Annotated in this window: 27 protein-coding genes and 4 pseudogenes; 21 read left to right on the top strand and 10 right to left on the bottom strand. The window is 35.9% G+C overall.

The window, feature by feature from the left end; genetic code table 11:
• Nucleotides 1–60 precede the first annotated feature (60 nt).
• The gene (locus ACTYBU_RS15400; protein WP_445491088.1) at nucleotides 61–351 is read right to left on the bottom strand and encodes a DUF6509 family protein; all 291 of its coding nucleotides are present in this window, start codon (nucleotides 349–351) and stop codon (nucleotides 61–63) included.
• Between the two features lie 385 nt (nucleotides 352–736).
• Between ACTYBU_RS15400 and ACTYBU_RS15395 the strand changes: the two genes are divergently transcribed.
• The 3 genes and pseudogenes from ACTYBU_RS15395 (at nucleotide 737) to ACTYBU_RS15385 (ending at nucleotide 1551) form a co-directional block, all read left to right on the top strand.
• Nucleotides 737–940: a cold-inducible protein YdjO-related protein gene (locus ACTYBU_RS15395; RefSeq protein WP_445491186.1), complete on the top strand. Its 204-nt coding sequence runs from the start codon at nucleotides 737–739 to the stop codon at nucleotides 938–940.
• 85 nt (nucleotides 941–1025) lie between these two features.
• Nucleotides 1026–1220 (top strand): DUF6886 family protein, encoded by a 195-nt coding sequence (locus tag ACTYBU_RS15390; RefSeq protein WP_445491086.1) that lies wholly within the window; start codon nucleotides 1026–1028, stop codon nucleotides 1218–1220.
• 10 nt (nucleotides 1221–1230) lie between these two features.
• Nucleotides 1231–1551: pseudogene (locus ACTYBU_RS15385) on the top strand (DUF6886 family protein).
• A 123-nt stretch (nucleotides 1552–1674) separates the two neighbouring features.
• Here the strand turns inward: ACTYBU_RS15385 and ACTYBU_RS15380 are convergent.
• From ACTYBU_RS15380 to ACTYBU_RS15370, 3 genes are all read right to left on the bottom strand, one after another.
• Complete coding sequence (locus tag ACTYBU_RS15380) at nucleotides 1675–2370, bottom strand: LrgB family protein (protein WP_445491085.1); 696 nt, start codon at nucleotides 2368–2370, stop codon at nucleotides 1675–1677.
• Nucleotides 2367–2738, bottom strand: a complete 372-nt coding sequence (locus tag ACTYBU_RS15375; protein WP_445491084.1) for a CidA/LrgA family protein — start codon at nucleotides 2736–2738, stop codon at nucleotides 2367–2369. The genes ACTYBU_RS15380 and ACTYBU_RS15375 overlap by 4 nt, the downstream gene beginning before the upstream one ends.
• Nucleotides 2739–2987: 249 nt before the next feature.
• A complete protein-coding gene (locus ACTYBU_RS15370) occupies nucleotides 2988–3857 on the bottom strand; it encodes a LysR substrate-binding domain-containing protein (RefSeq protein ID WP_445491082.1) in 870 nt (289 codons plus the stop codon).
• A 370-nt stretch (nucleotides 3858–4227) separates the two neighbouring features.
• Between ACTYBU_RS15370 and ACTYBU_RS15365 the strand changes: the two genes are divergently transcribed.
• Complete coding sequence (locus tag ACTYBU_RS15365) at nucleotides 4228–4392, top strand: hypothetical protein (protein WP_445491080.1); 165 nt, start codon at nucleotides 4228–4230, stop codon at nucleotides 4390–4392.
• A gap of 173 nt (nucleotides 4393–4565) precedes the next feature.
• Here the strand turns inward: ACTYBU_RS15365 and ACTYBU_RS15360 are convergent, their stop codons facing one another.
• Nucleotides 4566–4892 carry a hypothetical protein gene (locus ACTYBU_RS15360; RefSeq protein ID WP_445491079.1) on the bottom strand — a complete coding sequence of 109 codons (327 nt, stop codon included), beginning with the start codon at nucleotides 4890–4892 and terminating at the stop codon, nucleotides 4566–4568.
• Nucleotides 4893–5110: 218 nt separating this feature from the next.
• Between ACTYBU_RS15360 and ACTYBU_RS15355 the strand changes: the two genes are divergently transcribed.
• The gene (locus tag ACTYBU_RS15355) at nucleotides 5111–5635 is read left to right on the top strand and encodes an HAD family hydrolase (protein WP_445491077.1); all 525 of its coding nucleotides are present in this window, start codon (nucleotides 5111–5113) and stop codon (nucleotides 5633–5635) included.
• Between the two features lie 321 nt (nucleotides 5636–5956).
• Here ACTYBU_RS15355 and ACTYBU_RS15350 read toward each other — a convergent pair whose 3' ends face one another.
• Together ACTYBU_RS15350 and ACTYBU_RS15345 are read right to left on the bottom strand one after the other, a co-directional pair.
• Complete coding sequence (locus ACTYBU_RS15350; RefSeq protein WP_445491185.1) at nucleotides 5957–6397, bottom strand: DUF3298 domain-containing protein; 441 nt, start codon at nucleotides 6395–6397, stop codon at nucleotides 5957–5959.
• Complete coding sequence (locus ACTYBU_RS15345) at nucleotides 6360–6665, bottom strand: hypothetical protein (protein ID WP_445491076.1); 306 nt, start codon at nucleotides 6663–6665, stop codon at nucleotides 6360–6362. Before ACTYBU_RS15345 ends, ACTYBU_RS15350 begins: the two co-directional genes overlap by 38 nt.
• A gap of 389 nt (nucleotides 6666–7054) precedes the next feature.
• On the opposite strand from ACTYBU_RS15345, the gene ACTYBU_RS15340 reads away from it, so the two are divergent.
• The 3 genes from ACTYBU_RS15340 to ACTYBU_RS15330 all read left to right on the top strand — a co-directional run bounded on the left by ACTYBU_RS15340 (nucleotide 7055) and on the right by ACTYBU_RS15330 (nucleotide 9992).
• Nucleotides 7055–8086: a fatty acid desaturase gene (locus ACTYBU_RS15340; RefSeq protein WP_445491075.1), complete on the top strand. Its 1032-nt coding sequence runs from the start codon at nucleotides 7055–7057 to the stop codon at nucleotides 8084–8086.
• Nucleotides 8087–8259: 173 nt separating this feature from the next.
• Nucleotides 8260–9396, top strand: a complete 1137-nt coding sequence (locus ACTYBU_RS15335) for a sensor histidine kinase (protein ID WP_445491073.1) — start codon at nucleotides 8260–8262, stop codon at nucleotides 9394–9396.
• Nucleotides 9393–9992: a response regulator gene (locus tag ACTYBU_RS15330; protein WP_445491072.1), complete on the top strand. Its 600-nt coding sequence runs from the start codon at nucleotides 9393–9395 to the stop codon at nucleotides 9990–9992. Before ACTYBU_RS15335 ends, ACTYBU_RS15330 begins: the two co-directional genes overlap by 4 nt.
• An 89-nt stretch (nucleotides 9993–10081) precedes the next feature.
• Here ACTYBU_RS15330 and ACTYBU_RS15325 read toward each other — a convergent pair.
• A pseudogene (locus tag ACTYBU_RS15325) lies at nucleotides 10082–10279 on the bottom strand (transposase); the annotation flags it as partial.
• Nucleotides 10280–10582: 303 nt separating this feature from the next.
• Between ACTYBU_RS15325 and ACTYBU_RS15320 the strand changes: the two are divergent.
• Nucleotides 10583–11590 (top strand): aldo/keto reductase, encoded by a 1008-nt coding sequence (locus ACTYBU_RS15320; RefSeq protein WP_445491070.1) that lies wholly within the window; start codon nucleotides 10583–10585, stop codon nucleotides 11588–11590.
• 120 nt (nucleotides 11591–11710) lie between these two features.
• On the opposite strand, the pseudogene ACTYBU_RS15315 reads toward ACTYBU_RS15320, so the two are convergent.
• Nucleotides 11711–12193: pseudogene (locus tag ACTYBU_RS15315) on the bottom strand (hypothetical protein); the annotation flags it as partial.
• A gap of 58 nt (nucleotides 12194–12251) precedes the next feature.
• Nucleotides 12252–12866: a DedA family protein gene (locus ACTYBU_RS15310; protein ID WP_445491068.1), complete on the bottom strand. Its 615-nt coding sequence runs from the start codon at nucleotides 12864–12866 to the stop codon at nucleotides 12252–12254.
• A 702-nt stretch (nucleotides 12867–13568) separates the two neighbouring features.
• On the opposite strand from ACTYBU_RS15310, the gene ACTYBU_RS15305 reads away from it, so the two are divergent.
• From ACTYBU_RS15305 to ACTYBU_RS15250, 12 genes and pseudogenes are all read left to right on the top strand, one after another.
• Nucleotides 13569–13919 (top strand): VOC family protein, encoded by a 351-nt coding sequence (locus ACTYBU_RS15305; protein ID WP_445491067.1) that lies wholly within the window; start codon nucleotides 13569–13571, stop codon nucleotides 13917–13919.
• Between the two features lie 33 nt (nucleotides 13920–13952).
• Nucleotides 13953–14111, top strand: a pseudogene (locus tag ACTYBU_RS15300) (VOC family protein); the annotation flags it as partial.
• Between the two features lie 1263 nt (nucleotides 14112–15374).
• The gene (locus ACTYBU_RS15295; protein WP_445491065.1) at nucleotides 15375–16487 is read left to right on the top strand and encodes a phenylacetate--CoA ligase family protein; all 1113 of its coding nucleotides are present in this window, start codon (nucleotides 15375–15377) and stop codon (nucleotides 16485–16487) included.
• On the top strand, nucleotides 16480–17850 hold the full coding sequence (locus ACTYBU_RS15290) for a phenylacetate--CoA ligase family protein (RefSeq protein ID WP_445491064.1): 1371 nt from the start codon (nucleotides 16480–16482) through the stop codon (nucleotides 17848–17850). The genes ACTYBU_RS15295 and ACTYBU_RS15290 overlap by 8 nt, the downstream gene beginning before the upstream one ends.
• A 172-nt stretch (nucleotides 17851–18022) precedes the next feature.
• Nucleotides 18023–18799, top strand: a complete 777-nt coding sequence (locus ACTYBU_RS15285) for an amidohydrolase family protein (RefSeq protein ID WP_445491063.1) — start codon at nucleotides 18023–18025, stop codon at nucleotides 18797–18799.
• Nucleotides 18800–18804: 5 nt separating this feature from the next.
• Nucleotides 18805–20145: a phenylacetate--CoA ligase family protein gene (locus ACTYBU_RS15280; RefSeq protein ID WP_445491062.1), complete on the top strand. Its 1341-nt coding sequence runs from the start codon at nucleotides 18805–18807 to the stop codon at nucleotides 20143–20145.
• 19 nt (nucleotides 20146–20164) lie between these two features.
• Entirely contained in the window at nucleotides 20165–21283 is a 1119-nt protein-coding gene (locus ACTYBU_RS15275; RefSeq protein ID WP_445491060.1) for a 3-dehydroquinate synthase II, read from the top strand.
• Between the two features lie 82 nt (nucleotides 21284–21365).
• The gene (locus tag ACTYBU_RS15270; RefSeq protein WP_445491058.1) at nucleotides 21366–22217 is read left to right on the top strand and encodes a 2-amino-3,7-dideoxy-D-threo-hept-6-ulosonate synthase; all 852 of its coding nucleotides are present in this window, start codon (nucleotides 21366–21368) and stop codon (nucleotides 22215–22217) included.
• Nucleotides 22211–23575 (top strand): phenylacetate--CoA ligase family protein, encoded by a 1365-nt coding sequence (locus ACTYBU_RS15265; protein WP_445491056.1) that lies wholly within the window; start codon nucleotides 22211–22213, stop codon nucleotides 23573–23575. The genes ACTYBU_RS15270 and ACTYBU_RS15265 overlap by 7 nt, the downstream gene beginning before the upstream one ends.
• 35 nt (nucleotides 23576–23610) lie before the next feature.
• Nucleotides 23611–24135, top strand: a complete 525-nt coding sequence (locus ACTYBU_RS15260) for a tetratricopeptide repeat protein (protein ID WP_445491054.1) — start codon at nucleotides 23611–23613, stop codon at nucleotides 24133–24135.
• The gene (locus ACTYBU_RS15255; RefSeq protein WP_445491053.1) at nucleotides 24122–25060 is read left to right on the top strand and encodes an ABC transporter ATP-binding protein; all 939 of its coding nucleotides are present in this window, start codon (nucleotides 24122–24124) and stop codon (nucleotides 25058–25060) included. The genes ACTYBU_RS15260 and ACTYBU_RS15255 overlap by 14 nt, the downstream gene beginning before the upstream one ends.
• Nucleotides 25061–25080: 20 nt before the next feature.
• Nucleotides 25081–26445, top strand: a complete 1365-nt coding sequence (locus ACTYBU_RS15250) for an ABC transporter permease (protein ID WP_445491052.1) — start codon at nucleotides 25081–25083, stop codon at nucleotides 26443–26445.
• The last annotated feature ends 26 nt before the right edge of the window (nucleotides 26446–26471 follow it).

Below are 26471 nucleotides of genomic sequence, written 5' to 3'. Positions count from 1 at the left end.
AGGTGAAAAAAATCAGGCTGTACAGCAGCCTGATTCAGTTTGTCGAGAGCCTTAGCTTTTTTAGTTGGCTTCTGTATAATGTTCTGTGCAGAAAGTGTAAATCTCTGCTAATTCTTCTTCATCTAAGGCAAAATCCAAATATTTATCTTGGCTGCTATTATAGAAGTGGTAATTTAAAACCTTTTTTATTTCTTCCTCTACTAAAAATAAAACCTTAAGTTGTAAGCTATCCTCTGTAGAGAGATCGTCTTCTTCATCTACCACAATTGTTAAAAAAAACTCATATCGATCACCTGAAAGAATCCCTGTTGGATCGTTTAGTTTTTCTACTGTAAATTCATTGATTATCATGATTTCCTCCTCAATTAGCTTTTTCTAGTAGTATTTGGGTAAATGATAGTTGTTCTATTATGTCATATAGTGCTGGTTATATTCTATAAAGACGACGATAAACCATAATCATATTCAAAACAGCTCTTTTATTATCCCTGAAAATAATATCATACATTCTGCCATTATAGCCAATCCTTTTCTTTACTATTTTTGAGCAGCTCAATACATCGGTATAAATTGCATCTTTTTTGCAGGGGGTTTACAAAATTATGAAATATGTTATAATAGGAAGATAAGTCCATTTTATATCTTTGCCGCTTGTTGTAAGGACTTTAGAAGTTTTTCCTTTTTTGACAAGTGTTTTTTATTTTAAAAAAGCTTCATGGAGGTGCTTCATTTGGCAATGGGTTTTGGTAGAAAAAATAATGAAGAAGTGGTAAAAGAAGAAGTTATCGTTTGGGATTGTGTATCAGAAACGTGTAAATGTTGGATTCGGGACAACTTTAAAAGCAGTGAAACACCAAAGTGCCCAATTTGCGGAAGTGACATGGAACAAACTAAAAGAGAACTTCAAGTAGTTAACAACAATAGTATATATTCTAAATAATTATAAAAAAAGGATAAAACTCTTTTGGGTTTTATCCTTTTCTTATTGAACCGATCAGAAACAGTTCTTCATAAGGGGCCAGTAGATGCAAATATTTCATGTAAGTGAAGAAAATGATATTCAAGTGTTTCATCCCAGATTACCAAACCGAAAAGATTTAGATCAGACAAAAGGGCTCGTCTGGGCAATAGAGGAGAATTGCCTGCCCAACTTTTTAACCCCGAGAAATTGTCCTCGTGTTTGTTATCATATTGGAGCTATCACATCTGACATAAGATAGTCAGAAATATATGTCATCGAAATCATGTTCGCACGTAGTAGTTATGGAGCATAAATGGTTTAACAGCATAAGAAATACAACGTTATATTTGTATGAATTTGATAAAAAGTAATTTAGACTTCAAGATAAAAATGCCGGCTATTATATAAGTGAAACAGTGCAATTTCCAATTGTGAAATGGGAGGCAGTTGATCTTTTTCAAGAATTGTTTAAACGAAATGTCGAATTGCGATTAGTAAATAACTTGTGGGATGCTTTTGATGAAATACAAAAAACTACGTTTAATTGGTCCATGTGTCGAATGAATTTTGCTCAACCGAGGCATCGTTAGATAGGCTTTACTGTTGGATTATGGATAAAAGACTTTCTTTTAGAAATTTAGATGAGATTTAAAATACAAAAAGCATGTGAATGTGTTTCACATGCTTAGTATAATGTTAATAATCAACAGAAGTTAACTGCTGCTCATTACGTTCATTAATAGTGGAATTAAAGAACTTCCCCATACGACAGTAATCCAAGCTGCTAGTATCATTGCTAATGTTGAAAAAGTTGCTTCTTGTTCCCCGATTTCCATCGCTTTTGATGTCCCAACACCATGGGCACCCATTCCTAAAGTTAATCCTTTCGCAATAGAAGATTTCAGTGCTAATAATTTTATTGCATACGGCCCGATAATTCCGCCGATAATTCCTGTTAATATAACAAAAACAGTTGTTAAGGTTGGGAGACCTCCAATATCTTGTGAAACTTCAATTGCAATGGGAGTAGTAATCGATCTTGGAATAATACTAATAATAAAATCTGATTGAAGGTTGATTAGTATAGATAAAAAATAGGAAGATATGATAGCTACAATGGTACCTGTTGTTACACTGACTAAAATGATCATATAATATTTCTTTAATAATAGTCGATGCTTATAAATTGGTACAGCAAACGCAATCGTTGCAGGACCTAATAAATGTGTTAATAGTTTGGAAGACTGCAAATAGCTGCCTGCTGAAATATGAAAAATGGTAATAAAAGCAATCAATAGCAAAGGTGTTAAGAGCAATGGGCTAAAAAGCGGATTGTTCCATTTTTTATATCCCCATTTAGAAATTAGATAAAATAAATAAGTGATAGCTGTTAATAAAATTATTTTCATTTAGGAAGACTTCTCTTTCTATTGTAAATTTTTTCAGCAGTAAATCCTGTAGCGATCATTACAACAAATGTACTAACAGCTATTAATAAAACTGTTTCAATACCTTTTATATTAAGAATTTCATCATAGTTGACGATTCCAACCGCAGAAGGGATAAAAAATAATAAGAGTTCTGCCAATAGCCAAGCTGCACCTTTTTCCACCCATTCAATTTTGACTATTTTTGTCACCAAACAGGCTAATAATATTATTAAACCAACCATAGAAGCTGGTATAGGAAGAGGTATGACAAGCTTAATCGCCATTCCAATAAAAAGGAATACATGGATAAATAAAATTTGAGCGATAATAATAATAAACTTCAACATGATAATTCATCATTTCCCTTCAGGTAAAAAACATACATAGATGCCAAATATTATTTATTCTTGATAAAATAATCATACGACTTTTGATGTTATTCGTAAAATACATACTAATTATATTTAATATAACTAAAAGTTATGATGGGAATGTAAAATCTTACATTTTGGTAATGATAGAAAAGGAGAGCTGTCTTTTTTGTCAAGAGAAAAATAGTCAATGATCAGAAAATGTGAAGATTTTCTGATCATTGACTATTTTAATACAAAATCAATAAACCTTCTTCCAGCTTCAGTAAGGTAACGGTCTTTTTTCGTGATAATGGCTAATTCCCATTTTGTCACGGGTTTTAAATCAATTATGCTAACTTGGCTATTATTCGTTCTATTGCATATGGATTGCGGCAGCATAGTGATCCCTAAATTAGCAGCAACAATTTCTACAATAAAATCCCATTGTGAACTTCTAAATATAATATTTGGTTCAAAGCCTGCATGAATGCATTTTTTTCGCATAATTTCATAAAGAGCGAATTCTTCACTGTAAAAAATAAATTCTTCCTCTTTTAATTCTTTCATGTGAACCACTTTTCTTGATGATAAAGGGTGTTGTTCATTCACAATTAATTTCATTTCTTCCTGAACAAAAGGAAAAATATTTAATGCATCGTTGGAAATAGGAAGCACAGATACTCCTATCTCAAATTCTCCCGCTTCTACACTTTTGGCAACTTTTGCAGCACCATATTCTTTAATATTGATTTGTATGTTCGGATAAGAACGATGGAATGATGCAATAACTCTTGGAAAGAATAAGCTTCCAATAATGGGAGGGATGCCGATATTGATGCTGCCCCTTCTCAGATTCGTCATATCAAGCAATGTAGTAGACATTTCATCCACTTGTGCGATGATTTTCTTTGCATAGTCAAAAACGATTTGGCCAGCATCTGTTAATTCATGCGTTTTATTGGAACGATGAATTAAAGTAATGCCTATTTCTTCCTCCAGACTTTTAATCACTTTACTTAGTGCAGGCTGGGAAATATGCAGCGATTCTGACGCTTTCGTAATATTTTTGTGTTTAACTACTTCGATAAAATACTTTAACTGCCTAATTTCCATTTATAATCCTTCCTTTGCTTTATTCATAAGTGTCACTTTATTGTACCTACTTCTAAAGCAGAAGACAATTTTCGTTCCTTTTTAGTGAAAAAAATAAAGTGAACCTTCTAGTAGTGGGGTTTTCTTGCATCCCCCACTGTTGGAAAGGTTGCGGTCCACAGGTTGTGGATCACACAAACCTGCCACAGGAACTGGCGACCTTCGTTTGAGTATCTCCCTCGGACCTTAACGGGCAATTATCCCCCACCTCAATTTCTCAGCAACTTGAGGTGGGGGTTTTACTGACCGTTAAGAGTGGGATAAAAACAGAAAGATAGGAAGAGAAAATGTTTAATACGATATAAATGGGGTAAAGGATATTAAATAACGAATGAAGGGTGTGTTTATTATGTACATTTTTCAAGAGTTAAAGAAGAAGATGACGAATTCAACCTGGAAAGATAATTTAATCGCAAATAAAAAATATATGAATCTTTATGTAAAAAAAACCAAAGCTGAACAATTGGCAAAAAATATTAATAAACAAATTCGCTGAAAATAATGGTGAAGAAATGTTTATGTAGGTGGTGGAGGGATTAAATTTATCAAAAAAATGATTAGGAATATAGGATAAGATGTCCCAATAGAAGACAGAGCACTTTTACTGCATATGTTGCATCCGTGTAAAGTGGGGAAATCTATGGGACATTTTTATTGCTCAAAATATCATTATGAATGTGTAGGAGTTTCCACTAAATAATCTTCAAATACCTTATAAATAATTCCATTTTCTTCAATATAATGATTGCTTTCCAATTGCTTTATACGAACAACATATACAGACTTTACAAAAATATGAAGTGCTTCATCCTCGGTTAATCCTTTTATTTTGTTTATTAATTGATTATCCGAACTATGATTTTCAATTCGATTAAGAAATTCTTTAGGATGATCCTTTGGTTGCTGGCCAGTTTCCTCTTTATAAATACCTCCTTGACCTTCAATTTCGACATGCCGTATTACTTCATTTAGCTCTTGAATACTAAATATCTCCATTGATAAAACACCTCTCTCTATTTAGTATTATAACAGGGGCTTAAATGCTAGTAAATCAATGTTTACAAGTATCATAAAACTAACAGAATTTTGTAATGAAATACCGTGTTATATAAAAGTCTGCAATTCCTGTGACTATAATTCTTTTAAATAGGTGAAATGATTGACAATACTATGTTAAAATAGTTGCAGTTCAAAAAAGAGTTAAAGGAGATATTATGAGTCAGGATAATAATAAAATGTATCGTATGGTAAAAGAATTTCATCAAGCATTTGGACATAGTGTAGCAGATGCTCCAGCAGCAATTGATGAGAAGACAGCACTTAACCGGGCTGTATGGACAGGAGAAGAAATTGTTGAATTTTTATATGCTACAGTGAATGGAGAGGAAGAGTCATTTAAACATTTATTTGCAAGCTTCCTTGATGGGTTGAATAGTGCCGCTGATAAAATAATGACTCAAAAAAAACCGATTGAAGATGTATTAGTCGCACAAATGGATGCATTAACTGATATTGAGTATTTTAACCAAGGAAGCTTTGTTATTGCCGGCGTCGAGCCATTCAATTTATTTAAGATTGTTCAAGACGCAAATATGGGGAAGTTATTTGAAGATGGAAAGCCTCGTTTTCGAAAAGAGGATGGGAAAATTATCAAACCACCTCATTGGGAAGAAAAATTTGCACCAGAAAGTAAATTAAAAGAGGAGATTAATAAGCAAAAAAAAGAGGGGGAGCAATAATTTGCTTTCCTTGCAGAGTGTAGACAATCTCATTTTTTCAGAACCCTCAGGCTGATCGAAAGCGGTTGTCGCATCACAGTGTGAAGTTCATGACGAGGAGCGGCGGGCAACAGAAGGTTGATTAGAACGACGTTGTCACAGGCTAGCAGGATGGTAGTCAATCGACGAAGACATAAGGACGTGGCGAAGTTAGTCGGTTTTCCTTTAAGGTTCATCCTCTGTTACCCAGTAATGAGCAATCCGAGTAAGGTGAACAACGAAGGAAGCGACCGTATGTCGATAGCTTGGAGGAAAGCAATAATTTGCTTTCCTTCTTTATCATTACTTATAAATAGAAGTAGGAATTTTTATAATTGGTTTTCCAGAAACATATGGGCCTACTTCGTATTGTTGAAAAATTAAATACAATCCATCATCTGCAAAATAAAAGGATGTTTGATTCGTGACGGTAAAAGAATAAAATTCCTTTGTTTCTGGATAAAAGATATCCGGGTATTTAAGCATATAATTTTTTTCATAGGCCGTTACCTTTTTATATGTTTGAGGGGATGTGAAAAAATCATCCAAAGTATATATATCGCCATTTTGCAAATTAAAATTATAAGTTGTGATGATTGTATTTCCATGAGCACCTCCAGTAAACTGATAATCATTAAAAAGAATGCTGAGTTTGTTTTTATGATTGTATTTTACTTCAAAGTTCGTAACGTATTCATATTGGGACCTAGAGGGAGAGTCGTTGCAAAAGTCCTTTTTTTTTATCTTCCAGCATTTGTTTCATCAACTTATAATAAGCTAATTCAGATTTTTTCATATGGTCTGTCAATACTTGATTGATTTTCTTTTCGACCTCATTATTAATAGTAGAAACAATAGGATAAGTTAAATTTTTGTTGTTATGATAATCTGCGGCTGTAATGGCTGCTTTAGGTGCCGGGGATGCTTCACTTTTATGCACAGGAATCATCATGCAATCGAACAAAGAAACAAGCATTGTACAGACAACCATATATGTTTTTGTTATTTTCATACAGCAACTCCTTTGTATTATTTTATCCCACTCTTAACGGGCAGTAAGACCCCCACCTCTATGATGCTGAGAAATCGAGGAAGCTAGGTGTTGAAACTCGCCCGTAAAGGTCCGATAAGTTCAACTAACCATCAGTGGGGGATGAAGAAAACCCCACTGAAGGAAAGGTTCACTTTATTATTATTTGTGATAGGGAGATATCTATACTTATGTCTTCGTCGATTGTTATGCATCATTTATGTCTCAACCTGCCTGGAGTTTGTTCAAATGATACTTCGTCTTCACTCTTATATGACATTCGTCATATAGTGTACATGACATGTATGTCTGCAAAAAAAACACCCTTTTTTTTAAAATAGAGATAACGAGAAGAAAAAGGGGAATTAACTATGAATATTCAAAATTTAAAGCATTTGCGTAAAGCCATTGCCCCATATGAAAAGTCAACAATCCATAACAGCATATGGCAAATATTCAATACTATTTTGCCGTTCGTTTTGCTGTGGTACCTTGCTTATAAAAGTTTATCGATCTCTTATTTCTTAACATTCGTGATAACGATTTTTGCTGCAGCTTTTTTGACGAGGGTTTTTATTATATTCCATGATTGCTGTCATTTCTCTTTTTTTAAAAACCGTCGTGCCAATAAAGTAGTAGGTCTGATAACAGGTATTCTTACCATGTTTCCATATAATAAATGGCAGCACAGTCATTCCATCCATCATGCAACAAGCAGCAATTTAGATAAGCGAGGAGTTGGAGATTTATGGATGCTGACTGTTAATGAATATATACAAGCTTCTATTATAACGAAAATAAAATATCGTTTATACCGGAATCCTTTTATTATGTTCTTATTAGGTCCAATTTACGAGTTTTTAATCATGAACAGATTTAATAGAAAAAATGCCCGTTGGAAAGAACGTGTTAATACGTATATAACGAATATTTCCATCGTTTTACTTGTAGTATTGCTTGGTGAAACACTTGGATGGTCATCATTTTTGCTTGTACAAATACCTATTTTCCTCATTTCTGGCATTATTGGTGTTTGGTTGTTTTATGTACAGCATACATTTGAGGATACTTATTTTGAGGAAGATGGAGAATGGGATTACGTGAAAGCAGCTATTGAAGGTAGCTCCTTTTATAAATTGCCAAGATGGATGCAATGGCTAACTGGCAATATTGGCTATCATCATGTTCATCATTTAAGTCCAAGAGTGCCGAACTATTTATTAGAAGAAGTTCATAATAAAACAACGCCACTTCAAAATGTGCCGACCATCACATTGAAAACAAGTTTGCGTTCATTAAGATTTCATTTATGGGATGAAAAAAAGAACCAGTTTATCCCTTTCTCAGAACTAAAAAAGTTCAAACCAACTATTTCAAAGATATCTTCCAAACCGGAAATGTAAATACTATATTAAACAAACAGCATTTCTCTTTAATAAGCAGTTTTTTACATGCTATTAAACAATGCTGTTTGTTTATCATTTCCCGACTGAAGACTCCCTCCTCAAGGAATGAAGAGGGCAAAGCACAATGAGAAGGTGGTTGGAAATATACTATGACATAATGAGAGGTTAATATGATTAAAAAACTAAAAGTACTTAAGAAAAGTACGGGAATTTCTCCATATATATGGACGCTTCTCACCATATTGCCCTTTTATTTTATTTTTCACGCTTCTTCCACCATAGATGTAGTCACTGGCATTATCTTAACTACTATGTTCTTTCTATTTTATCGAATAGTATATACGGCTAAAGGGTGGACGATTTATATATGGACATCCTTGTTACTGTCCATTTCTGTTACCGCGGCTTATTTATACAGCTACGTCTACTTTGCCTTTTTTTTATCTTATTTTATTGGCAATATAAAAAAGCTGATCCCATTTTCAATATTATATATCGTACAATTAGTATTGATGTCTTCAGTGATTAATTTGAAAATCTTTATGCATGATGAATTATTATTTAAGCAGCTGCCTTTTGTGTTGATCATTTGGTTCGGTGTCATTTTATTGCCATTAACGATTCACAACCGAAAAGAAAGAGGGCAATTGGAGGAAAAGCTGGAAGATGCGAATAAACGAATTTCCGAATTTGGAAAGTTAGAAGAAAGGCAGCGTATAGCTCGAGATCTGCATGATACATTAGGACAGAAACTATCTCTTATTGGCTTAAAAGCAGATTTAGCGAAAAAGCTGCTTAATAAAGATCCAGAAAAAGCCCGTTCAGAATTAAAGGATGTGCAGCAGACTGCTCGAACGGCCTTAAATGAAGTAAGGAAAATGGTTTCTCAAATGCGAGGCATAAAACTAAAAGAAGAAATGTATCTGGTTAAACAAATTCTCCAAGCTGCAGATATTCAGTTTATTTGTAAGGAAGAAATGAATCTAACCAATGTGTCTTCTATTGCAGAGAATATTTTAAGCATGTGTTTAAAAGAAGGAGTAACGAATATAGTAAAACATAGTGGAGCAACTGCTTGCACAGTAGAAATAAATGAAACATCTACTGAAGTTATGCTTCTCATAAAAGACAACGGTACTGCTACTGTAACAGAGAAAGATTTTTCTAAAGGACATGGTTTAGTAGGAATGCGCGAACGTTTGGAATTTGTTAATGGAAGCTTAGATGTAGCAACATCCAATGGCACTATATTAAAAATAAAAGTTCCAAAAGATGGGAAACAAATAGAAAAGGAGGAGTTTATATGATAACCATTGTGATAGCGGAGGATCAGAGGCTTCTTTTAGGTGCATTAGGTTCTTTACTTGATCTAGAAGAGGATATGAAAGTGGTTGGAAAAGCCAATAACGGTTCAGAAGCCATCGCATTGGTCCATAAACTGCAGCCTGATATTTGTATTATGGATATTGAAATGCCAGGAATCACGGGATTGGAAGCGGCAGAAGAATTAAAAATGGAAAACTGCAAAGTCATTATATTAACTACTTTTGCCCGTTCCGGCTACTTTCAGCGTGCCTTAAAATCAGGTGTTAGCGGTTATTTATTGAAGGATAGTCCGAGTGATGAATTAGCAAGCAGCATTCGCAGTGTGATGAATGGCAGACGTATCTATGCTCCTGAGCTGATTGATGATGTCTATAAAGAAGAAAATCCACTGACAGAACGGGAAAAAGAGGTACTGACACTTGTCGCAGATGGAAAAAACACGAAAGAAATAGCGGATCAGCTTTCTATTAAAACAGGTACAGTACGCAATTATATCAGCATGATATTAGAGAAATTAGAAGTAAAAAATAGAATTGAAGCGATATCGAGGTTTAAAGAGAAGGGATGGTTTAAATAACCATCCTTTCAGTTTGTCGACAAAAGGGGTTCAGAATGGTCTCATTCTGAATCCCTTTTTAGTTTAAATTGTATTTTGTTGCTAATTTCTTCGGGGAATTGACGTTCATAGTTTTTGCTGAATGTAGAGAAATGTGGTACTTTATCATGAAATCCATATCCTAAAAACCACCGATAAGCCATTTTAGTCTCTATTTCTTCTATTGTTTTCCGTATAGATCGAATACCAAAGGTATATGGAATAAAGGTCAATTTAATTAATATAACCGGATCAATACTTGGTCGACCTAATTTCTCGTTTATTTATGTCGAAAGACTCGCATCCTTCGAGCCTATGAAAACTTCGTTCTGACCAACTTTCCTGTTGCCCGCGGCTCCTCCCAAGAAGTCACGCCTCGAAATACAAAAATTTTCGATCAGTATACATTTTTTACAAAGTAGCATTCCCCTATGCAAGGAAGATGAATGTTATTGTTTTTACTTACCAATATTTTCTTCTTATGTTTATGCGTTTACATGAACGTTTACATGTTTTGTACTTGTTTGAGAGGGAAGAGTCTAATAAGTTCATAATTAGAAGGAGGAGATATTATGGAATATACAGCGATTAATGGGATTAACAAAAAAACTTCTCGAATCGGTTTGGGCACATGGCCAATTGGTGGCATGATGTGGGGCGGAACCAACGATGAAGAAGCAATAAATCTAATTCATTATGCTTTAGATAATGGGGTGACAGTAGTTGATACTGCTGATGATTATGGGTTAGGCCATTCGGAAGAAGTGGTTGGCAAAGCATTAAAAGAAATCGGAAAAAGAGAGGAGATTATCTTAACCTCTAAAAGTGCTCTAGATTGGCAAGGAAAAAAACTTTTCCGAAATGGGTCGAAAGAAAGAGTCATGAATGAAATCGATGCAACACTGAAAAGGCTGCAGACTGATTATTTAGATGTATATTTTGTACATTGGCCAGATCCAGCTTTACCAATGCAAGAAACGGCGGAAGCTATGAAATCCTTATATGAACAAGGCAAAATTCACAGCATCGGTGTTAGTAATTTTTCTATCGAGCAAATGGAAATGTTTAAGGAATTTGCCCCAATCCATGCGATTCAGCCCCCTTATAATATTTTTGAGAGGGAAGCAGAAGGAGATGTTTTTCCTTACAGCAAGGAGGAAAATGCTACACTCTTCCTTTACAGCTCATTATGCAGAGGTCTTTTATCAGGCAAAATGACAAGCGACCGCGTATTTCATGGAGATGATATGAGAAAAAACAGCGATCCAAAATTTCAACAGCCAAAATTTAACCAATATATAGAAGCAGCGAATAAATTAGAACAATATGCTCAAGAAGCATATAATCGTCCATTAATTGATTTGGCTGTTCGATTTGTTTTAGATAAATCAGAAACTGGGATTGCGTTGAGAGGAGCACGTCGTCCCGATCAATTGGAAACAATAAATCGTATCGATGATTGGCATTTAACATTGGAGGATTTTAAGAAAATAGAGGAGATATTAACAAATACAATTTCAGAACCAATCCAGCCAGATTTTATGGCGCCTCCTTTAAAAAAAGAAGCTCTTCATGTATAATTTTATGGCTCTGCACTATTGGATGCAGAGAAATTAAGATTATTTTGGTTTGAATAAATTAGAAAATAGACGTGTAAAATAGCAGGAGGTGGATAATCCATCGTCTGCTATTTTTTTATCATCCAAAAAATTGTCAGGATTCCAAACTGCAATTTCATTACCAGGAACAGCTACGACAAGCCAATCTCCATCGTCAAATTCAACGCCTGCCTGCCAGCATTCAAATTGATTATGACTCCCATTCACAAATAAAATGCATCCGTTTTCCAATGTAATAATTAGGTGGGGAATACTAACATCCAGTTTAATTTCCATAACTTTTTGTCTCCGGATTTGATAAATCCAACTAAATTCTTCTTCCTCCGAATAGGCTTCCATCTCCTCTTCATTTAATGGATATTTTTCTGGAGGAGAATGATATAGATGCCATTTTGATTCAATGTTTAAATAGAGCAGTCCACCAAAGTCTACTAAATCTTCGAAATTAGTAAAATGTATTTTTGTTAATCTAGATGATATTCCAAACTGAAGACCATCGACCTGCGCTCCAATAAATAAATGCTTTAACACTTTCTCAGCATGAATTTTGTCTTCTTTCTTCATGGAAAACCTCCTGCGTAAAAAATATTCCCTGTCCATGCAACAACACAGGACAGATTGCTTATTTAGCTTTCATCAACCTTTTTCGAATAAATAGACATATAGCGATAATAACAGCAACAGCTATAATTCCATAAACAGCATTAGAATATACATCCATATACTGGACGATATTCTCCCACGATCCGCCAACCATTGCGCCAATTTTGATCAGAATAAAATTCCAAATAAGCGTACCTAAAGTGGTTAATAATAAGAAAATGCTGAAATTCATCCGAGCCATTCCTGCTGGCAAGGAAATCAAACTTCGAATCAAAGGAATAAATCGACAAAAAAAGACCGTCCAATTTCCGAATTTAGAAAACCAGTTATTCGCTTTATGTAAATCTTCTTTGGATAATCTAATAATATGGCCCCATCGGTCAACGATCTTTTCTACTCTATTCATATCAAGCAAGGTGCCAATCCAATAGAGAACGACTGCACCAAAGACTGAACCAATAGTAGAAATAGCTACCACGCCAAAAATTGTCAGATTCGTATATGTTGTCATAAATCCTCCAAAAGTTAAGATAACTTCAGATGGAATAGGAGGAAAGATATTTTCTAAAGTAATAAGCAAAAAAATACCGAGGTATCCAAATTCCTCCATCGTATTTGTAATCCAATTTTCCATGCAAACACACTCCTCAAAAAAACATGCATAAACAGTTAGCTTACGCAGCTTCTCATTGATATAAAGATAAATTTAACAATATGTGAATTATTTTCATTGATGAAAAGGGAAGATTTAAAGTGAAAAGCCTGTTTGAAATGCAAAGGTAAGCAGAAATGGTAGTTATTCTCTCATATAAGGCAACTAATTATTTCTTTTTATTATCAAATAATCCAATGGCTACCCAACTCCCAATATTCATCACTTCACCACCTTGTTAAACTAATACGTTAGATATAATGAAAAGTTTCATTATACGAACATAAAAAGTTGCACAACTCATTTGAGAAGAGCTTTTCCCTTATTAGAATAAGTTTTTTCATAGATATTCCCCAATGATTATCTATTTCATATTATTCTACAAGTATAAATTACTTTAAAATTCTCATTCGCTAAAATGTTTTAGAAATTTATATAGAAATTTTACGCGCTCAAATAATGAAATAAATTAATTGTAATAGTTAGGTAATTATAAGTGAATGGGAAATACTCTCCAATCTATTAGTATTAGGAATGGATATAGTGTTTTTTTCTTTTCAGTATTGATAAATTCCCTTTCCTATTATCAAAAAAAAAGAGGTTTGTAAACGCTTTTGTAGAATGTTTCTATTAGGAAAGTGATTTTTAGTGCCAAAAAACAATTACTTATTTTGGAGGAAGCTTATGAAGCCTATATTAAATAAAATCGGAGCAATTTTTATTCCTGTTAACAATATTGAGGAAGCACGAAATTGGTATTGTGACATAGTAGGGTTACAAGCTGGTGGAGAAATATTATCAGGTCATCTATATATAGTACCAATGGAGGGAACAAGTATAGTATTAGATAGCAAGGTTTATTCTGAGGAAAATATTTTCAAAACTCCCCCTTTTCATTTCAACACTAACAATATAAAACAAGCCTATGAATATATGAAAAGTAAAAAAGTTGAATTAATAACTGAAATTGAGAATAATCACTGGTTTAATTTTAAAGACCCAGATGGGAACTGTTTAATGGTGTGTCAATGTTAAGCCTGTTACACTAACTGGTGCGCGTGACGAGTTATTTGTGGACTGAATTTTTGGACTGATAAAGTAGGGTTTCGTGTAATTTCTGAAGAAGATAATGGTCAAGGAATGAGATGGATTGAAATCGCTCCAACAAATGATGTGGAAACAAGTATTATTCTCCATAATAAAGAATTAATTTCCAAAATGGAGCCTGGACAGTATTTCAAGAAGTAGTAGTTAAGTTAACTACTACTTCTTTTTTGTATCTTTAAATAGTACTTATTTTCAGTGGGGAAGTATAGTAATCAAAGTTATTTTAGAAAGACTCACATAAATACATCACTATATATATTCAGCAGGTGATTCAAGTCAAAGTACAAGAAATTTTAGATGATGACAAAAAGATAGGTACTAATTTATGAAAGCACATCTGATCAAATCGGAGGCGCAGGTAGAGCTTGATGATTAGGGATTTATGCGCCCGGAACAAAAGACACTCCTAATCCCAGGCATTTTATTTCTTAAAAAACGTATCGTTTATCCCAATTCCTGATACTAGTTTACAGCACTTTTCTCCTATGTTCAGCATAGATTACTAGTTATTTTATATCATTATTACAAAAATTACAAATTGTGACAAAATATACAAAAATATTGTGTTAAGATAACTGATAATTATGCAAGGTTTGCTATTTAAGGATTTAGTCATGGTTCATTCGATTTAATTCTATTAGATTGAAATGAAAGCATAGTTAGTTTGGAAATAAGAATAGTATTAGCAACTCTATAAATTCCTAGCAAAATCACATTGTAAAGCAACGAACTTGCCTTTGTGCATTTCATTCTTCTAGAGCTTCTCATCTCTGATTACTAGATTTTATTTGTCACAAGTGTCCGTATTCCCTCAGGCTTATCAACTAGAAGAATTAAGAGTGGGGGACAACAGATGACGAACACCTATGATTTCCACTACATATAAAATTAAGAATACAGCCACAATGGCTGTGGTACGTCTCTATTACATACATATACACCTAAACTCCACAGAAGATATGTTATCTCACAAAGAAATGCGTGTAATTCTTTTTATCCCACTCTTAACGGCCCACCTCGGGGATGCTGAGGAATCGAAGAAGCTAGGTGTTGAAACTTGCCCGTAAAGGTCCGATAGAGGTACACAAACTAAGGTCGCCACGTCCTTATGTCTTCGTTTGTGTGATCCACATCCTGTGGAACTCAAGCTTTCCATCAGTGGGGATGAAGAAAACCCTACCGATGGAAAGGTTCACTTTATGAATAAATAAATTAGAAAACTTTATGGGAAGGAGACTTTTTAATATGCGCTCTAAAAAAAGTACACTCCAAAATTACTTTCCTGAAAGTACTTTCGATACTTTTCTTGCAAGGCTGAAAAGGTCCAATTTTTACCACGGTAAATTACTTGAATACATAGATTTCAAAAGGAATTTTCAGGAGATGCCCTTTACCTTTAAAGAAGAGCTGAGAAATACATCGCCGCTCGAGTTATTAGCGGTATCTCGGAAGGAAATTAGTCATTATCACGAATCTTCTGGTACGACAGGTCACCCATCTTTTGCATGGTTCACGCAGGAGGATATGAAAAAGAGTGGAGAACAAATTAATTCAGCTGGGATTAAATTAACGGAAGATGATCTTATTCTCATTCGGTTTCCATTTGCCTTATTTTTACCGGGTTTTCTTATTCAACAAGCCGCATATCAAGTTGGCGCCGGTATTGTACCGGCAAGTAGCAGGAATTCAGTTACTACATATCCCAAAATAGTAAAGCTATTAAAGAATCTCGACTGTACGGTATTGGCAGGACTTCCAAGAGAAATGGAGCTGTTAGCAGAGACAGCTCGCTTATCTCATATAAATATTGCCGATGATTTCAAGAGGCTGAGAGGCATTTTAGTAGCGGGTGAACTGTTAACACCTAGTCGAAGGGCGCATATTGAATCGCTGTGGGGCAAGCCGGTTTATAACTTATTTGGCTCGACGGAAACAGGGAATATTGCTTCCATGTGCAGTCACGGCAGTCTTCATTTCTCTGAACAGGATTACTTCATTGAAGTGTACGGAGATCAGTTAAAGCATCCGGTTGAATATGGGGAAAAAGGGATGGCTGTCATTACGACTTTAGCTAATCAGGCGTTTCCCTTACTCCGTTATGTTAATGAAGATATTGTTTCTCTACATAAAGGTGAGTGTCCGTGTGGATCTCATGAAATAGAATTAAGGCATTACGGGCGAATCAGTGAACGTCAATGGATCAATCAGCAATTGCTTGATGCCTATGACTTTCAAGAAGCTGTTTATACGCTACCAACGGTACCAGTCGCATGGCGGTTTGACATTGTAAATAACGGGGTTGATGCGGTAATGGAGTTTAATGAAGCCGTAAACGAGCAAACGATAAAGTCACATCTGGCTGACAAGTTAAACGTGTCGATCAACCTTATAATTACTAGAGCAAATGAACTGTTAGATCGATCCACTTTACTTGATGAAACGATTAGTAAAAAACCACAATATATTTCAAAAAAAAGGAGGACCACCAATGAATAATTCTGTTAGCACAATCGTGCCCAGCATGTTTTTTGATCAATGGGAAAGCACGCATATTTCAGAATTAGTAGCATTTCACAAAATGTACCTTGAACAAGGGAAGACAATTGAGAATATCAGCGATGAAGAAAAAGAAAAATATCATTTATTCGCAATCAACTTAACCTTAAGACACGTGTGGGACAACACTCCATTTTATAAAGATAAATTAGTAGAGGCTGGCTTTTTAGAACCATATTTATCTAGCCTAAGTGAGCTGGAAAAGGTTCCACTGTTAGAAAAGGATTACCTTAGAGGCAACAAAGAAATACTTCTTTCTGTTGATCCGATAAAAATCACCCAATTTCATTTAACGTCAGGTACTACTGGAAAACCAATTTACACCGCTCATACACTGTCTGATCAATACTATCATGATGCAATTCCTTCCTACCCTTATTTGTTTAAGGGGGATAGCTCAGCAGATGTTGTCGGAATAGCTTTGCCATATGAACTGGCGCAGCCAGCTTTAGGATTTCATCGGTTATACCAATTCATCTTTGGTGCTGCTGTCTTATCCCTAGGAAAAGGTGGGTATATGGCTCCTCTGGACAAATCGGTTGAGGCAATTAAGGATTTTGAAGTTACTGTTGTCGTCACTACCCCTTCGTATGCCGCATTACTGGCAGAAGAAATAGAGAAGCAAGGTTTAGAGAATGGAAAAGATATAAAAATTAAAAAATTAATGCTAACTGGTGAGGGGTGCTCACCGCAGTTTACAAAGCGTCTGCAAATCATTTGGAACTGTGAGATCCAACAAATATACGGTTCAACTGAATGTGGACTAGTAGGCATTCAGCACAATAATGAAGCAGGTTATTATATTTTAGAAGGTAATGTAAAAATTGAAGTCGTCGATGAGAATACTGGAAAACCGTTAAATACGGGGGAAACAGGCGAAATCGTGATCACTACTCTTTTACGGGAAGCAATGCCTTTTGTTCGTTACAAAACAGGAGATATTGGATTTTTGGAAGAGCCTGATCCAGAAAATACGACCCAGCTTCGAAAAATTCATTTGCGCGGACGAAAAGGCACGAATATTATGATTGAAGGTATCGACTATTCACCAATTATGCTGGAGCACTTTTTGCTCATGATTGATGAGGTTGGACTCTGGTATCAGTTTATCTTAGATGATGAAGAACTAACGATTCATATTGAAAACATGGATCCCAATACACTAGATTCAGAATTGGCCGAGAGAGTGAAGCAACACATGTATACGTCAACTGGGATCAACTGTGAGGTTAATGTAGGGACGATTACGAGAGTATTTTCCAAGGCTCAAAGAGTCTTTTATCCCACCCTTAACGGGCAGTAAGACCTCCACCTTAAGATGATGAGAAATCGAGGAAGCTAGATGGAGGATAACCGCCCATAAATGTCCGAGGTAGGTGCACAAAAGAAGGTCGCCACTTCCTGAGGCAACGTTTGTGTGATTCACATTCTGTGGAAAGCTTCACTTTATATAAATGAAAAGGAGATGAAGTAAGATGATTATTGATGGACATGCTCATATCTCGCATGAACCGTACAACAGTGTTGAGAAATTGATGGATGCAATGGTTGCAGCAAACATTGACAAGGCGGTGTTATTCCCAGGAGGAATGCTTGATGTTAGGCAAATGACGAATTATGTAATTGGTAAAGCAAAGGTGGGTAATGTAGAACCAAATAATGCCTTTTTATTAGATGTCATGAAACAATATCCGGAGAAATTTTATGGATTCTGTACGATTAATCCGAACCAAAAAATCGATGATGCATTAGCGCAGCTTACGGATCTAAAAAATAGTGGGTTTGTTGGATTGAAAATGGCGCCAATGGTCCACCAATTTTCCTTATTAGGAAAAGTATCGAAAGGATTGGCTGATCTCTGTGGTCAACTAAAGATTCCTTTCTACACCCATACACTTTTTCATGCAAGTGCTAGCACCGGATCGCTCGGAAAGTTAGCAGAGGAATTTAAAAATACGACATTTATTATTGGACATATGGGATTCGGTCCACTCGATGTTGAAGCAATTAAATTGGCTTCGACAATGGACAATGTTTTCTTAGAAACATCTTCATCAAACTATCTTGCTGTTGAACAAGCCGTCGACAAATGCGGGCACGAAAAAATTATTTTTGGTTCCGAGTTTCCACTTTCTGATCCAGTTGTAGAAAGGATAAAGATTGATAGACTGCCTATTTCCGATGAAAAGAAAGAATTCATTTTTAGTAACAATATTCTTCAAATCATACAATCAGAAGCGGGGGTTTTGTAATAACAATGAAATCAATAAGCGAGCCAATTACAAAGGAAGGAAACGAGCATCATTTACAAAGTATTATTCGGTGGTTTCGTTTACTAGATGATAATGAGGAATCGATTGAATCATTAGATCGAGATATGGTGAAGGATTACCATACCTTTGCGATAAATCAACTATTAGCATACGTATTCAAAGAGAATCCTTTTTACAGGCAGAGATTAATAAATGCGGGATATTCCCCAGATCAACCAATCGATTTAGATACATACCGCACGATACCCTTAATGAGAAAAAAAGATATAAGGGATAATTATCAACAGATATTAACGAAAAAAAAACTTGCTCATATATGTAAATCGACCGGAACAACAGGAGGGAGTCCAACCTATATTGGCCACACGATCGATGAATTGTACAACTATTACTTGGCACCAAAATATCCAAAGTTGATGGGAAGAGTAAAGGATAGAGTTGTGGCCAATGCTCTTCCCTACGAAATGAGTTCTTCTGCATTAACGTTTCATCATGAATTCCAACATTTATTAGGTTGTACGATTTTACCGATTGGTAAAGGTGGGACCTATTCCGATCCGGAAATAGCTATTCAATTCATGAAAGATTGGAATGCAGAGGTGCTTGTTACGACACCTTCCTATGCCATTGAGCTATATGAAGCAGCACAGGCAATGAATATTAACGTGCAACAGGATTTCCAAATACAACAGATTTTTTTAACTGGAGAAGGGACATCTCATAACTTTAGAAAGAGAATAGAAAATTTGTGGAATAGTCCTAGTGTTATTTTGTATGGATCATTAGAATCCATGCTTATCGGTATAGAGTGTGAATATCAAGATGGCTTTCATTTGGCGGATGGTCATTTGTTTATCGAAATTGTGGACCAGGAGACAGGTCTTCCATTAGAACCGGGTCAGCAAGGGGAAATTGTCGTAACGACGCTATTACGAGAAGGAATGCCACTTATTCGCTACCGAACTGGTGATCTAGGATTTATTGATGAACAGCAGTGTGGATGCGGAATCGAAATACCACGTTTATTTTTACGGGGAAGAACAAGTGATCAAATCAAGTTAATTTCTGGAGAATACTCCCCGTTTTATATAGAGGATATTATTATGCAAGTAGATAATATTGGTAATTGGTATCGACTGATTGTAAAAGATGATCAGTTAACTGTTGAAGCTGAACCAAAAGATAATGGAGTAGACCGCGAGCTCTTATCAGAAAATATTCGTTCCTTAATCGAATTTCATCTAAATGTCCCATGTGATGTTCAGATCGTAGACAAGGTGAGAAGAAATAAAGGAAAAACAAAAAGAGTATGGCTTGAAGCGTAATAAGGAAGGAGAACAAAGCATGGACAAACTCATTTGGTTTGATGCACGAGATAATTTGGATAATTTAAATGAAATAATATTAACTGTCAACCAATCTAGTAATTTCGACGGAATCCTTTACAATGCTTTTCAATTAAAAGAAGTTTATCATTCGGACCGCTTAAAAATAGCATGTTTCATAGAAGTGGAGGCAGAGTGGAATGAGCTACTAGAAAGGGAAGAGCATTTAGACGATATTGTCATTATATCGCCGAATGAGCAAATCCTAAGCATAGCGAAAGAAAGGGGGCTGCAGACAGGTCTATATATGTACATAGATAATGAACAATCAATGGAAAGAGCACATATCGAAGGCAAAAAAAATGGTTACGTCATCGTCGAATTTAAGGATGAAACAAATATCCCATTAGAATTAATTATTGCGCAGCTACAGCAAAGTCAGACGAGAATTATTAAAAGTGTCCATACATTGGATGATGCCAAGGTTTCCAAGGAAGTAATGGAAGTGGGCTGTGACGGTTTACTAATACGTACGGATCAAATCCAAACGATTATGGGAATAAATACGATCATCGAAGAAAATAAACATTCCATGCTGGATGTAGTCCGATTAAAAGTGACCAATGTCGAGCACTTAGGTCCAGGAAAAAGAGCATGTATTGATACGACAACACTGCTTACAAAAGAGGAAGCAATGATTGTTGGGTCTACTTCGAGCGGCGGACTCTTAGTTTGCTCGGAGACACATTATCTCCCTTATATGAATACACGGCCGTTTCGAGTTAATGCAGGAGCCGTTCATAGTTATGTTTGGTGTCCGAATGATAAGACAGAGTATATCACGGACTTAAAAGTTGGAAGTGAAGTTCAGATTATTGATATTCATGGAAATGTTAGAACAGCAAATGTGGGAAGGGTAAAAATTGAAGTGCGACCTTTATTATTAATTGAAGCGGAATATGATGGTTACAGCATCAATACCATTGTTCAGGATGATTGGCATATTCGAATATTTGATGGAAATGGTCAGCCAAAGAATTCTACTAGATTTAGAGTTGGGGACGAGGTATTAGCTTACGTATGTGAACCTGGCAGGCACGTAGGCATCAAAATTGCAGAATCCATTGCAGAACGTTAATAAAGCGCAGCTAGAAAATAGATTGGTTATTGTCCTAGTAATTCCTAATAAAACGAAACTTAACAAGTAGAGGTGAAGGAAAATGTCTCACAAATCTCTCCGTCTTCATCGATTATTTCATCCAAAGTCGAAACGGACGATACTTTTCCCGCTGGACCACGGAACGACAATCGGAGCAACTCGTGAATTGTCACATACGCCGGAGCTTATTTCAATGGCATCTCGTCAGAATTTTCAAGGAATTGTTGCGCACAAAGGAACGATAAATTGGGCGATAGAATCTGGAGCAGACACTTGTACGATTGATTATTTACTTCATCTTTCCGCTTCTACCAACCTATCGATGGATGTCAATAAAAAGCAATTGGTTTCTTCTGTTCAGCATGGACTGAGAATTGGAATTACCGGGATTTCTGTGCATGTTAATTTAGGTATTTCTCATGAGGATATGATGCTAAAAGACTTAGGCATGGTCTGTGAGGAAGCCTATCAATGGGGACTTCCTGTATTAGCCATGATGAACGTTTTCGAATCAAATAATGGAAATGAAAAATCGTTAACGAAAAAAATAGCACACGGCGTTCGAGTAGCAGGGGAATTGGGAGCTGATTTAGTAAAGGTTCAGTACAGTGGAAGCTATGACAGTATGGTAGAGGTTGTGAATGCCTTTCACATTCCGGTGCTAGTCGCTGGCGGTAATAAAAATGCAGACAAATATGATACATTCAACGCTGTTTATAACTCACTTCTTGCTGGTGGAAAAGGTATATCAATCGGGCGTAATATTTTTGAAGATACGAATCCAGAAGCAATGTGCAGTGCTTTAGCAGGAATTGTTCATGATAATTTGACACCAGAGCAAGCTTTTGAAGTTTATGAGAGCATGGGGATAAAGGAATCTATACCAATTAGAGGGAGCGATGAAAGGTGGTAGTTTCTGCAAATAATCTTCCACGAAAAATTGTCTTAAATATTGATGAGGATAAGCAATATTTAAAACCGCTTGTTGCCTATTATGATCAGCTGGAGGCTAAGGAAAAAACATTCGATCGATTAATGCGAGCAGAGATTGAAGATTACCAACTTCAAATGGTTAACATGGTGTTAAAGCATGTTTGGGACAAAAACGAGTTTTATCGGCAAATGTTAGAAGATCACGGATTTATGGAACCAGTGATACATACCATTGATGAATTGTCAAAGGTTCCCTTTTTAACGAAAGATATGATTAGAGGAGATCGTAATAAGTTGTTATGTGTAGAACCTAATGAAATTGGACAAGTTCACGTGACATCGGGAACAACAGGTGAACCGATCTATACGAGCTTCACGCTTAACGATCAATACTTGTACGAGCTATATCCAAAATATCCACACCTTTTTCCAGAAGATGAGCATGACGTTATTGCTGTAGCCCTACCCTATGAATTTGCCCTACCTGGGTTAGGATTCCAACGGTTATACCAATTTGCATTTGGCTCAACGATTTTGTCTATTGGAAAAGGGGGCTATATGGGTCCTGTCGATAAGTCACTTGCCTTGATGAAGGAGTTTAAGGCTACAATTCTGGCAACAACGCCGTCTTATGCTGCCTTACTCGCTGAAGAAAGTGAGAATTTAGGCATCGATATTAAAAAGGATATTCAATTAAAAAGAATTATTATTACTGGAGAAGGGTGTTCCTTTACCTATCGGCAACGATTACAAGAGCTATGGGGCTGCGAAGTTTCGTTCTTTTATGGTTCAACCGAGTGTGGCGTTATTGGTGTCGAATGCTCTGAACATACTGGCTACCATGTTACACAAGGACATGTCAAAGTAGAGATTATTGATCCAGATGGCAAAGAAAATCTAGGCTACAATATGTTAGGGGAAATTGTCGTTACAACATTGAACCGAGAAGGAATGCCAATGCTGCGCTATCGTACTGGGGATATAGGCTTTATGAAAGTATCGAATTGTTCATGCGGTTGTGAGATGGATATTCTCCATTTAATGGGAAGGCAAGAAAACCAAATAATGATCGGGAATGAGCTCTTCTCTCCATTTTATATAGAGAATGTTCTGCTTGGGGTGAAAGAAGTTGGACTTTGGTATCACATCCTTGTTCATCATACCAACTCTATTACGTTAGAAATAGAGTCGTTGAGTGCCGAATGTTCCGAGGAAGAGCTATCCCGTAAAGTTTTAATGAAAATGAAAAAAGTATTTCCGATCAATTTCGCTGTCGTTGTAAAGGCTAGAATTCCAAGAACGTTTGGAAAAGCAAATCGAGTGTTTTTTGAAGCATAATAGATTTGAAAATTTTGTGAGTTGAGGTGTAAAGGATGAGTGAAAATGTGCAGGCACTGCTATATACAGGTCTCGTTTCCTTAAAAGAGAATGACTATACAAAAGCAAAAAATACATTTGAAAAAGTAGTTGAATTACAGCCGGAAAATGGAGAAGCACATGCTTGGCTGGCTGCAACATACGGTCGGTTGATGGAAAAAGGAAGTATGGTGGAAAAAATGAAATACTTCCCCTATTTAGAGAAAGAGGTAGCGATTGCGCAAAACTTATGTCCAGATTCTCCACTTACGAGAAGGGTCAACGGCTTCCGTCTTCTCTATACACCACAGGAATTTGGGGGCAATCCGAATAAAGCTATTTCCGAATTAAACTATTGCGTGAACCAAGGCGCCGAGGATGCAGAGTTATATTATGCGATCGGACTTGCGTATTTAGAAATAGATGATAAGAAACATGCCATCGAAGCGTTGGAATCCGCATTAAAATTTGATCCGAATTATGAATTAGCCAATCAAAAATTAACTAGCCTAAGTAGGGATATGCCGTATGAATGTAATTGAGGCAGTAAACGTAAAAAAGACCTTTAGCGAAAATACAGTTGTAGATCAAGTTAGTTTAACGATACAAAAAGGTGAAATATTTGGTTTGTTAGGTCCAAATGGTGCAGGAAAAACAACAACGATATCGATGTTAAGTGCACAAGTAGAAACTTCTTCTGGAAATATCACAGTAAATGAGTTCGACACAAATAAGGAGTCAGCAAAGGTAAAATCACTAGTTGGGATCGTTCCGCAGGACATTGCTTTGTATCAATCATTAAATGCCTATGATAACCTGATTTTTTTTGGTTCTTTATACAATTTAAAGAAGAAGGAAATAGTAGATAAGACCAATTGGCTACTAGATATTGTCGGTTTAAAAGATAGAGCGAAAGAACCGATAAAAAATTATTCAGGTGGTATGAAGCGTAGAATTAATATTGTAGCCGCATTATTACATAATCCACAGGTAGTATTTATGGATGAGCCTACTGTCGGCATAGACCCTCAATCGAGAAATAAAATATATGAGTTGATTCGTATATTAAAAGATTTAGGAGTTACGATCGTTTACACGACACATTACATGGAAGAAGCTGCTGCACTCTGTGATCGCATCGCTATTATGGATAGGGGCAATATTATTACCCAAGGGACTCCTGACGAACTCATTGCAAAAATCCATGGTGGGATTGTCGAGTTAAGTATGTTAAGTACAGAAGCATTAGAGGAAGCGAGTGATGTGCTAAAGCCTATCGATGGTGTTGTTCAAACAAGTATAAGCGGTGAAAAGCTGTCCATCATTGTCAAAGATACGCAGTTGTCGCTCGGTATAATCATAGAAACATTAAATAACAACAAGATTCATGTTGATTCGATTAACATTATGGCACCAACTTTAGAAACATTGTTTTTACATTTAACGGGAAAACAATTGAGAGATTAGGTAGAAGAGGAGGGATAATTATGAGGTTTATGCCGGTAGTCAAAAAGGATTTAAAATTACTACTTATGGATAAAGGCGCTATTGTTGTCTTATTTCTTCTCCCGATCATGTTTATTAGCGTGATGAGTTTTGCCTTAATGCCAGTATACTCGGGAGGAGAGGATAATTCCATCACCATTCCGCTAATCAACCACGATAATAGTAAAGAGTCGAAACAATTTATCGACGTACTTTCGAAGGTAAAGGGATTACATATCATAACAACGATCGATGGCAAGAAACTTGTCGAAGAAACGACGATCAAATTGGTAAAAGAAGGTAAATACCCGATGGTTATATCTATTCCTGAAGGGTTCAGCGACAAGGTTATCAAGAATGAAAAAACCACATTATTGGGCTATGCAGATCCTGCTCAATACAATACAAGCTCTGTGCTTATTAAGGCAATCGAAGGGGTATCTCAGACATTCGCAGTCAAATATTCCATTTCAAACCTGGTCGATGAACAAGTTGTTGGAATTAATAAGACAGTGGATGCAAGGTTTGATGAGGTGCAACAAGCCTATAAGAAAGAGATTGATAATTTAACCGACCAGATTAAAGAGCTTACTGAATCACTCCCTGCTAGTGCGCCAGTTGTTTCAAAACCTGAAACGCCAACAATCGATAATAAGGTAGATTACAAAGCTATTAAAAAAGATTTACAAGAAAAAGCTTCCTCCTCCTTAAGTGAACCGCCCATTATCGTAGATCCTACAATCGGAGAATCGAATCAAGGGGAAGTTCCGGACTCCTTTCAACAAAGTGTGCCAGGTTATACTGTTATGTTTGCTTTCTTCATCGTAATGTTTGCCGGCAGGTCCTTTTTAAATGAGAGAAGCGAAGGAACATTCCGACGAATATTGTCAGCGCCAATTAGTAGGTGGAACTTATTTGCAGGCAAACTAGTTCCAAATTATATCATTGGAGTATTTCAGACAATTATTATGTTTGCGTTTGGTCATTTTGCCTTCGGAATGTCATTAGGTCACTCCCTGATAGGTTTAATTGTCATTTCCTTATGTCTTGCTTGGGCAAGTTCTTGTTTAGGTATGTTGATTGCTTCACTTGTGAAAACGGAAGCACAAGTCACCGGTTTTTCGATGATGATTGTACTTACACTAGCAGCACTAGGGGGAACGATGGTACCTCTATTCATTATGCCTGATGTTATGCAAACAATTGCTATGTTTACTCCACATGCTTGGGCTTTAACAGGTTATCAGGATCTATTAGTACGAGGTATGGGGCTTAGTGATGTTATGGATAATGCGCTCGTATTATTTGGCTTTGGGCTTGTATTCTTATTAATTTCATTGGCCCGATTACGTTTTGTAGATTACTAATAGAGAAGCTTTGAAAGGATTATTCA

Source organism: Niallia sp. 03133 (assembly GCF_052663225.1).
Note: the sequence above shows the minus strand (reverse complement) of the source record. Positions and strands in the feature narration are given on the sequence as shown.

What these genes read in the sequence shown, in the direction of transcription:
- ACTYBU_RS15400 (WP_445491088.1), bottom strand. Translation starts at nt 351, where the DNA reads ATGATAATCAATGAATTTACAGTAGAAAAACTAAACGATCCAACAGGG.
- ACTYBU_RS15395 (WP_445491186.1), top strand. Translation starts at nt 737, where the DNA reads ATGGGTTTTGGTAGAAAAAATAATGAAGAAGTGGTAAAAGAAGAAGTT.
- ACTYBU_RS15390 (WP_445491086.1), top strand. Translation starts at nt 1,026, where the DNA reads ATGCAAATATTTCATGTAAGTGAAGAAAATGATATTCAAGTGTTTCAT.
- ACTYBU_RS15380 (WP_445491085.1), bottom strand. Translation starts at nt 2,370, where the DNA reads ATGAAAATAATTTTATTAACAGCTATCACTTATTTATTTTATCTAATT.
- ACTYBU_RS15375 (WP_445491084.1), bottom strand. Translation starts at nt 2,738, where the DNA reads ATGTTGAAGTTTATTATTATTATCGCTCAAATTTTATTTATCCATGTA.
- ACTYBU_RS15370 (WP_445491082.1), bottom strand. Translation starts at nt 3,857, where the DNA reads ATGGAAATTAGGCAGTTAAAGTATTTTATCGAAGTAGTTAAACACAAA.
- ACTYBU_RS15365 (WP_445491080.1), top strand. Translation starts at nt 4,228, where the DNA reads ATGAAGGGTGTGTTTATTATGTACATTTTTCAAGAGTTAAAGAAGAAG.
- ACTYBU_RS15360 (WP_445491079.1), bottom strand. Translation starts at nt 4,892, where the DNA reads ATGGAGATATTTAGTATTCAAGAGCTAAATGAAGTAATACGGCATGTC.
- ACTYBU_RS15355 (WP_445491077.1), top strand. Translation starts at nt 5,111, where the DNA reads ATGAGTCAGGATAATAATAAAATGTATCGTATGGTAAAAGAATTTCAT.
- ACTYBU_RS15345 (WP_445491076.1), bottom strand. Translation starts at nt 6,665, where the DNA reads ATGAAAATAACAAAAACATATATGGTTGTCTGTACAATGCTTGTTTCT.
- ACTYBU_RS15340 (WP_445491075.1), top strand. Translation starts at nt 7,055, where the DNA reads ATGAATATTCAAAATTTAAAGCATTTGCGTAAAGCCATTGCCCCATAT.
- ACTYBU_RS15335 (WP_445491073.1), top strand. Translation starts at nt 8,260, where the DNA reads ATGATTAAAAAACTAAAAGTACTTAAGAAAAGTACGGGAATTTCTCCA.
- ACTYBU_RS15330 (WP_445491072.1), top strand. Translation starts at nt 9,393, where the DNA reads ATGATAACCATTGTGATAGCGGAGGATCAGAGGCTTCTTTTAGGTGCA.
- ACTYBU_RS15320 (WP_445491070.1), top strand. Translation starts at nt 10,583, where the DNA reads ATGGAATATACAGCGATTAATGGGATTAACAAAAAAACTTCTCGAATC.
- ACTYBU_RS15310 (WP_445491068.1), bottom strand. Translation starts at nt 12,866, where the DNA reads ATGGAAAATTGGATTACAAATACGATGGAGGAATTTGGATACCTCGGT.
- ACTYBU_RS15305 (WP_445491067.1), top strand. Translation starts at nt 13,569, where the DNA reads ATGAAGCCTATATTAAATAAAATCGGAGCAATTTTTATTCCTGTTAAC.
- ACTYBU_RS15295 (WP_445491065.1), top strand. Translation starts at nt 15,375, where the DNA reads ATGCCCTTTACCTTTAAAGAAGAGCTGAGAAATACATCGCCGCTCGAG.
- ACTYBU_RS15290 (WP_445491064.1), top strand. Translation starts at nt 16,480, where the DNA reads ATGAATAATTCTGTTAGCACAATCGTGCCCAGCATGTTTTTTGATCAA.
- ACTYBU_RS15285 (WP_445491063.1), top strand. Translation starts at nt 18,023, where the DNA reads ATGATTATTGATGGACATGCTCATATCTCGCATGAACCGTACAACAGT.
- ACTYBU_RS15280 (WP_445491062.1), top strand. Translation starts at nt 18,805, where the DNA reads ATGAAATCAATAAGCGAGCCAATTACAAAGGAAGGAAACGAGCATCAT.
- ACTYBU_RS15275 (WP_445491060.1), top strand. Translation starts at nt 20,165, where the DNA reads ATGGACAAACTCATTTGGTTTGATGCACGAGATAATTTGGATAATTTA.
- ACTYBU_RS15270 (WP_445491058.1), top strand. Translation starts at nt 21,366, where the DNA reads ATGTCTCACAAATCTCTCCGTCTTCATCGATTATTTCATCCAAAGTCG.
- ACTYBU_RS15260 (WP_445491054.1), top strand. Translation starts at nt 23,611, where the DNA reads ATGAGTGAAAATGTGCAGGCACTGCTATATACAGGTCTCGTTTCCTTA.
- ACTYBU_RS15255 (WP_445491053.1), top strand. Translation starts at nt 24,122, where the DNA reads ATGAATGTAATTGAGGCAGTAAACGTAAAAAAGACCTTTAGCGAAAAT.
- ACTYBU_RS15250 (WP_445491052.1), top strand. Translation starts at nt 25,081, where the DNA reads ATGAGGTTTATGCCGGTAGTCAAAAAGGATTTAAAATTACTACTTATG.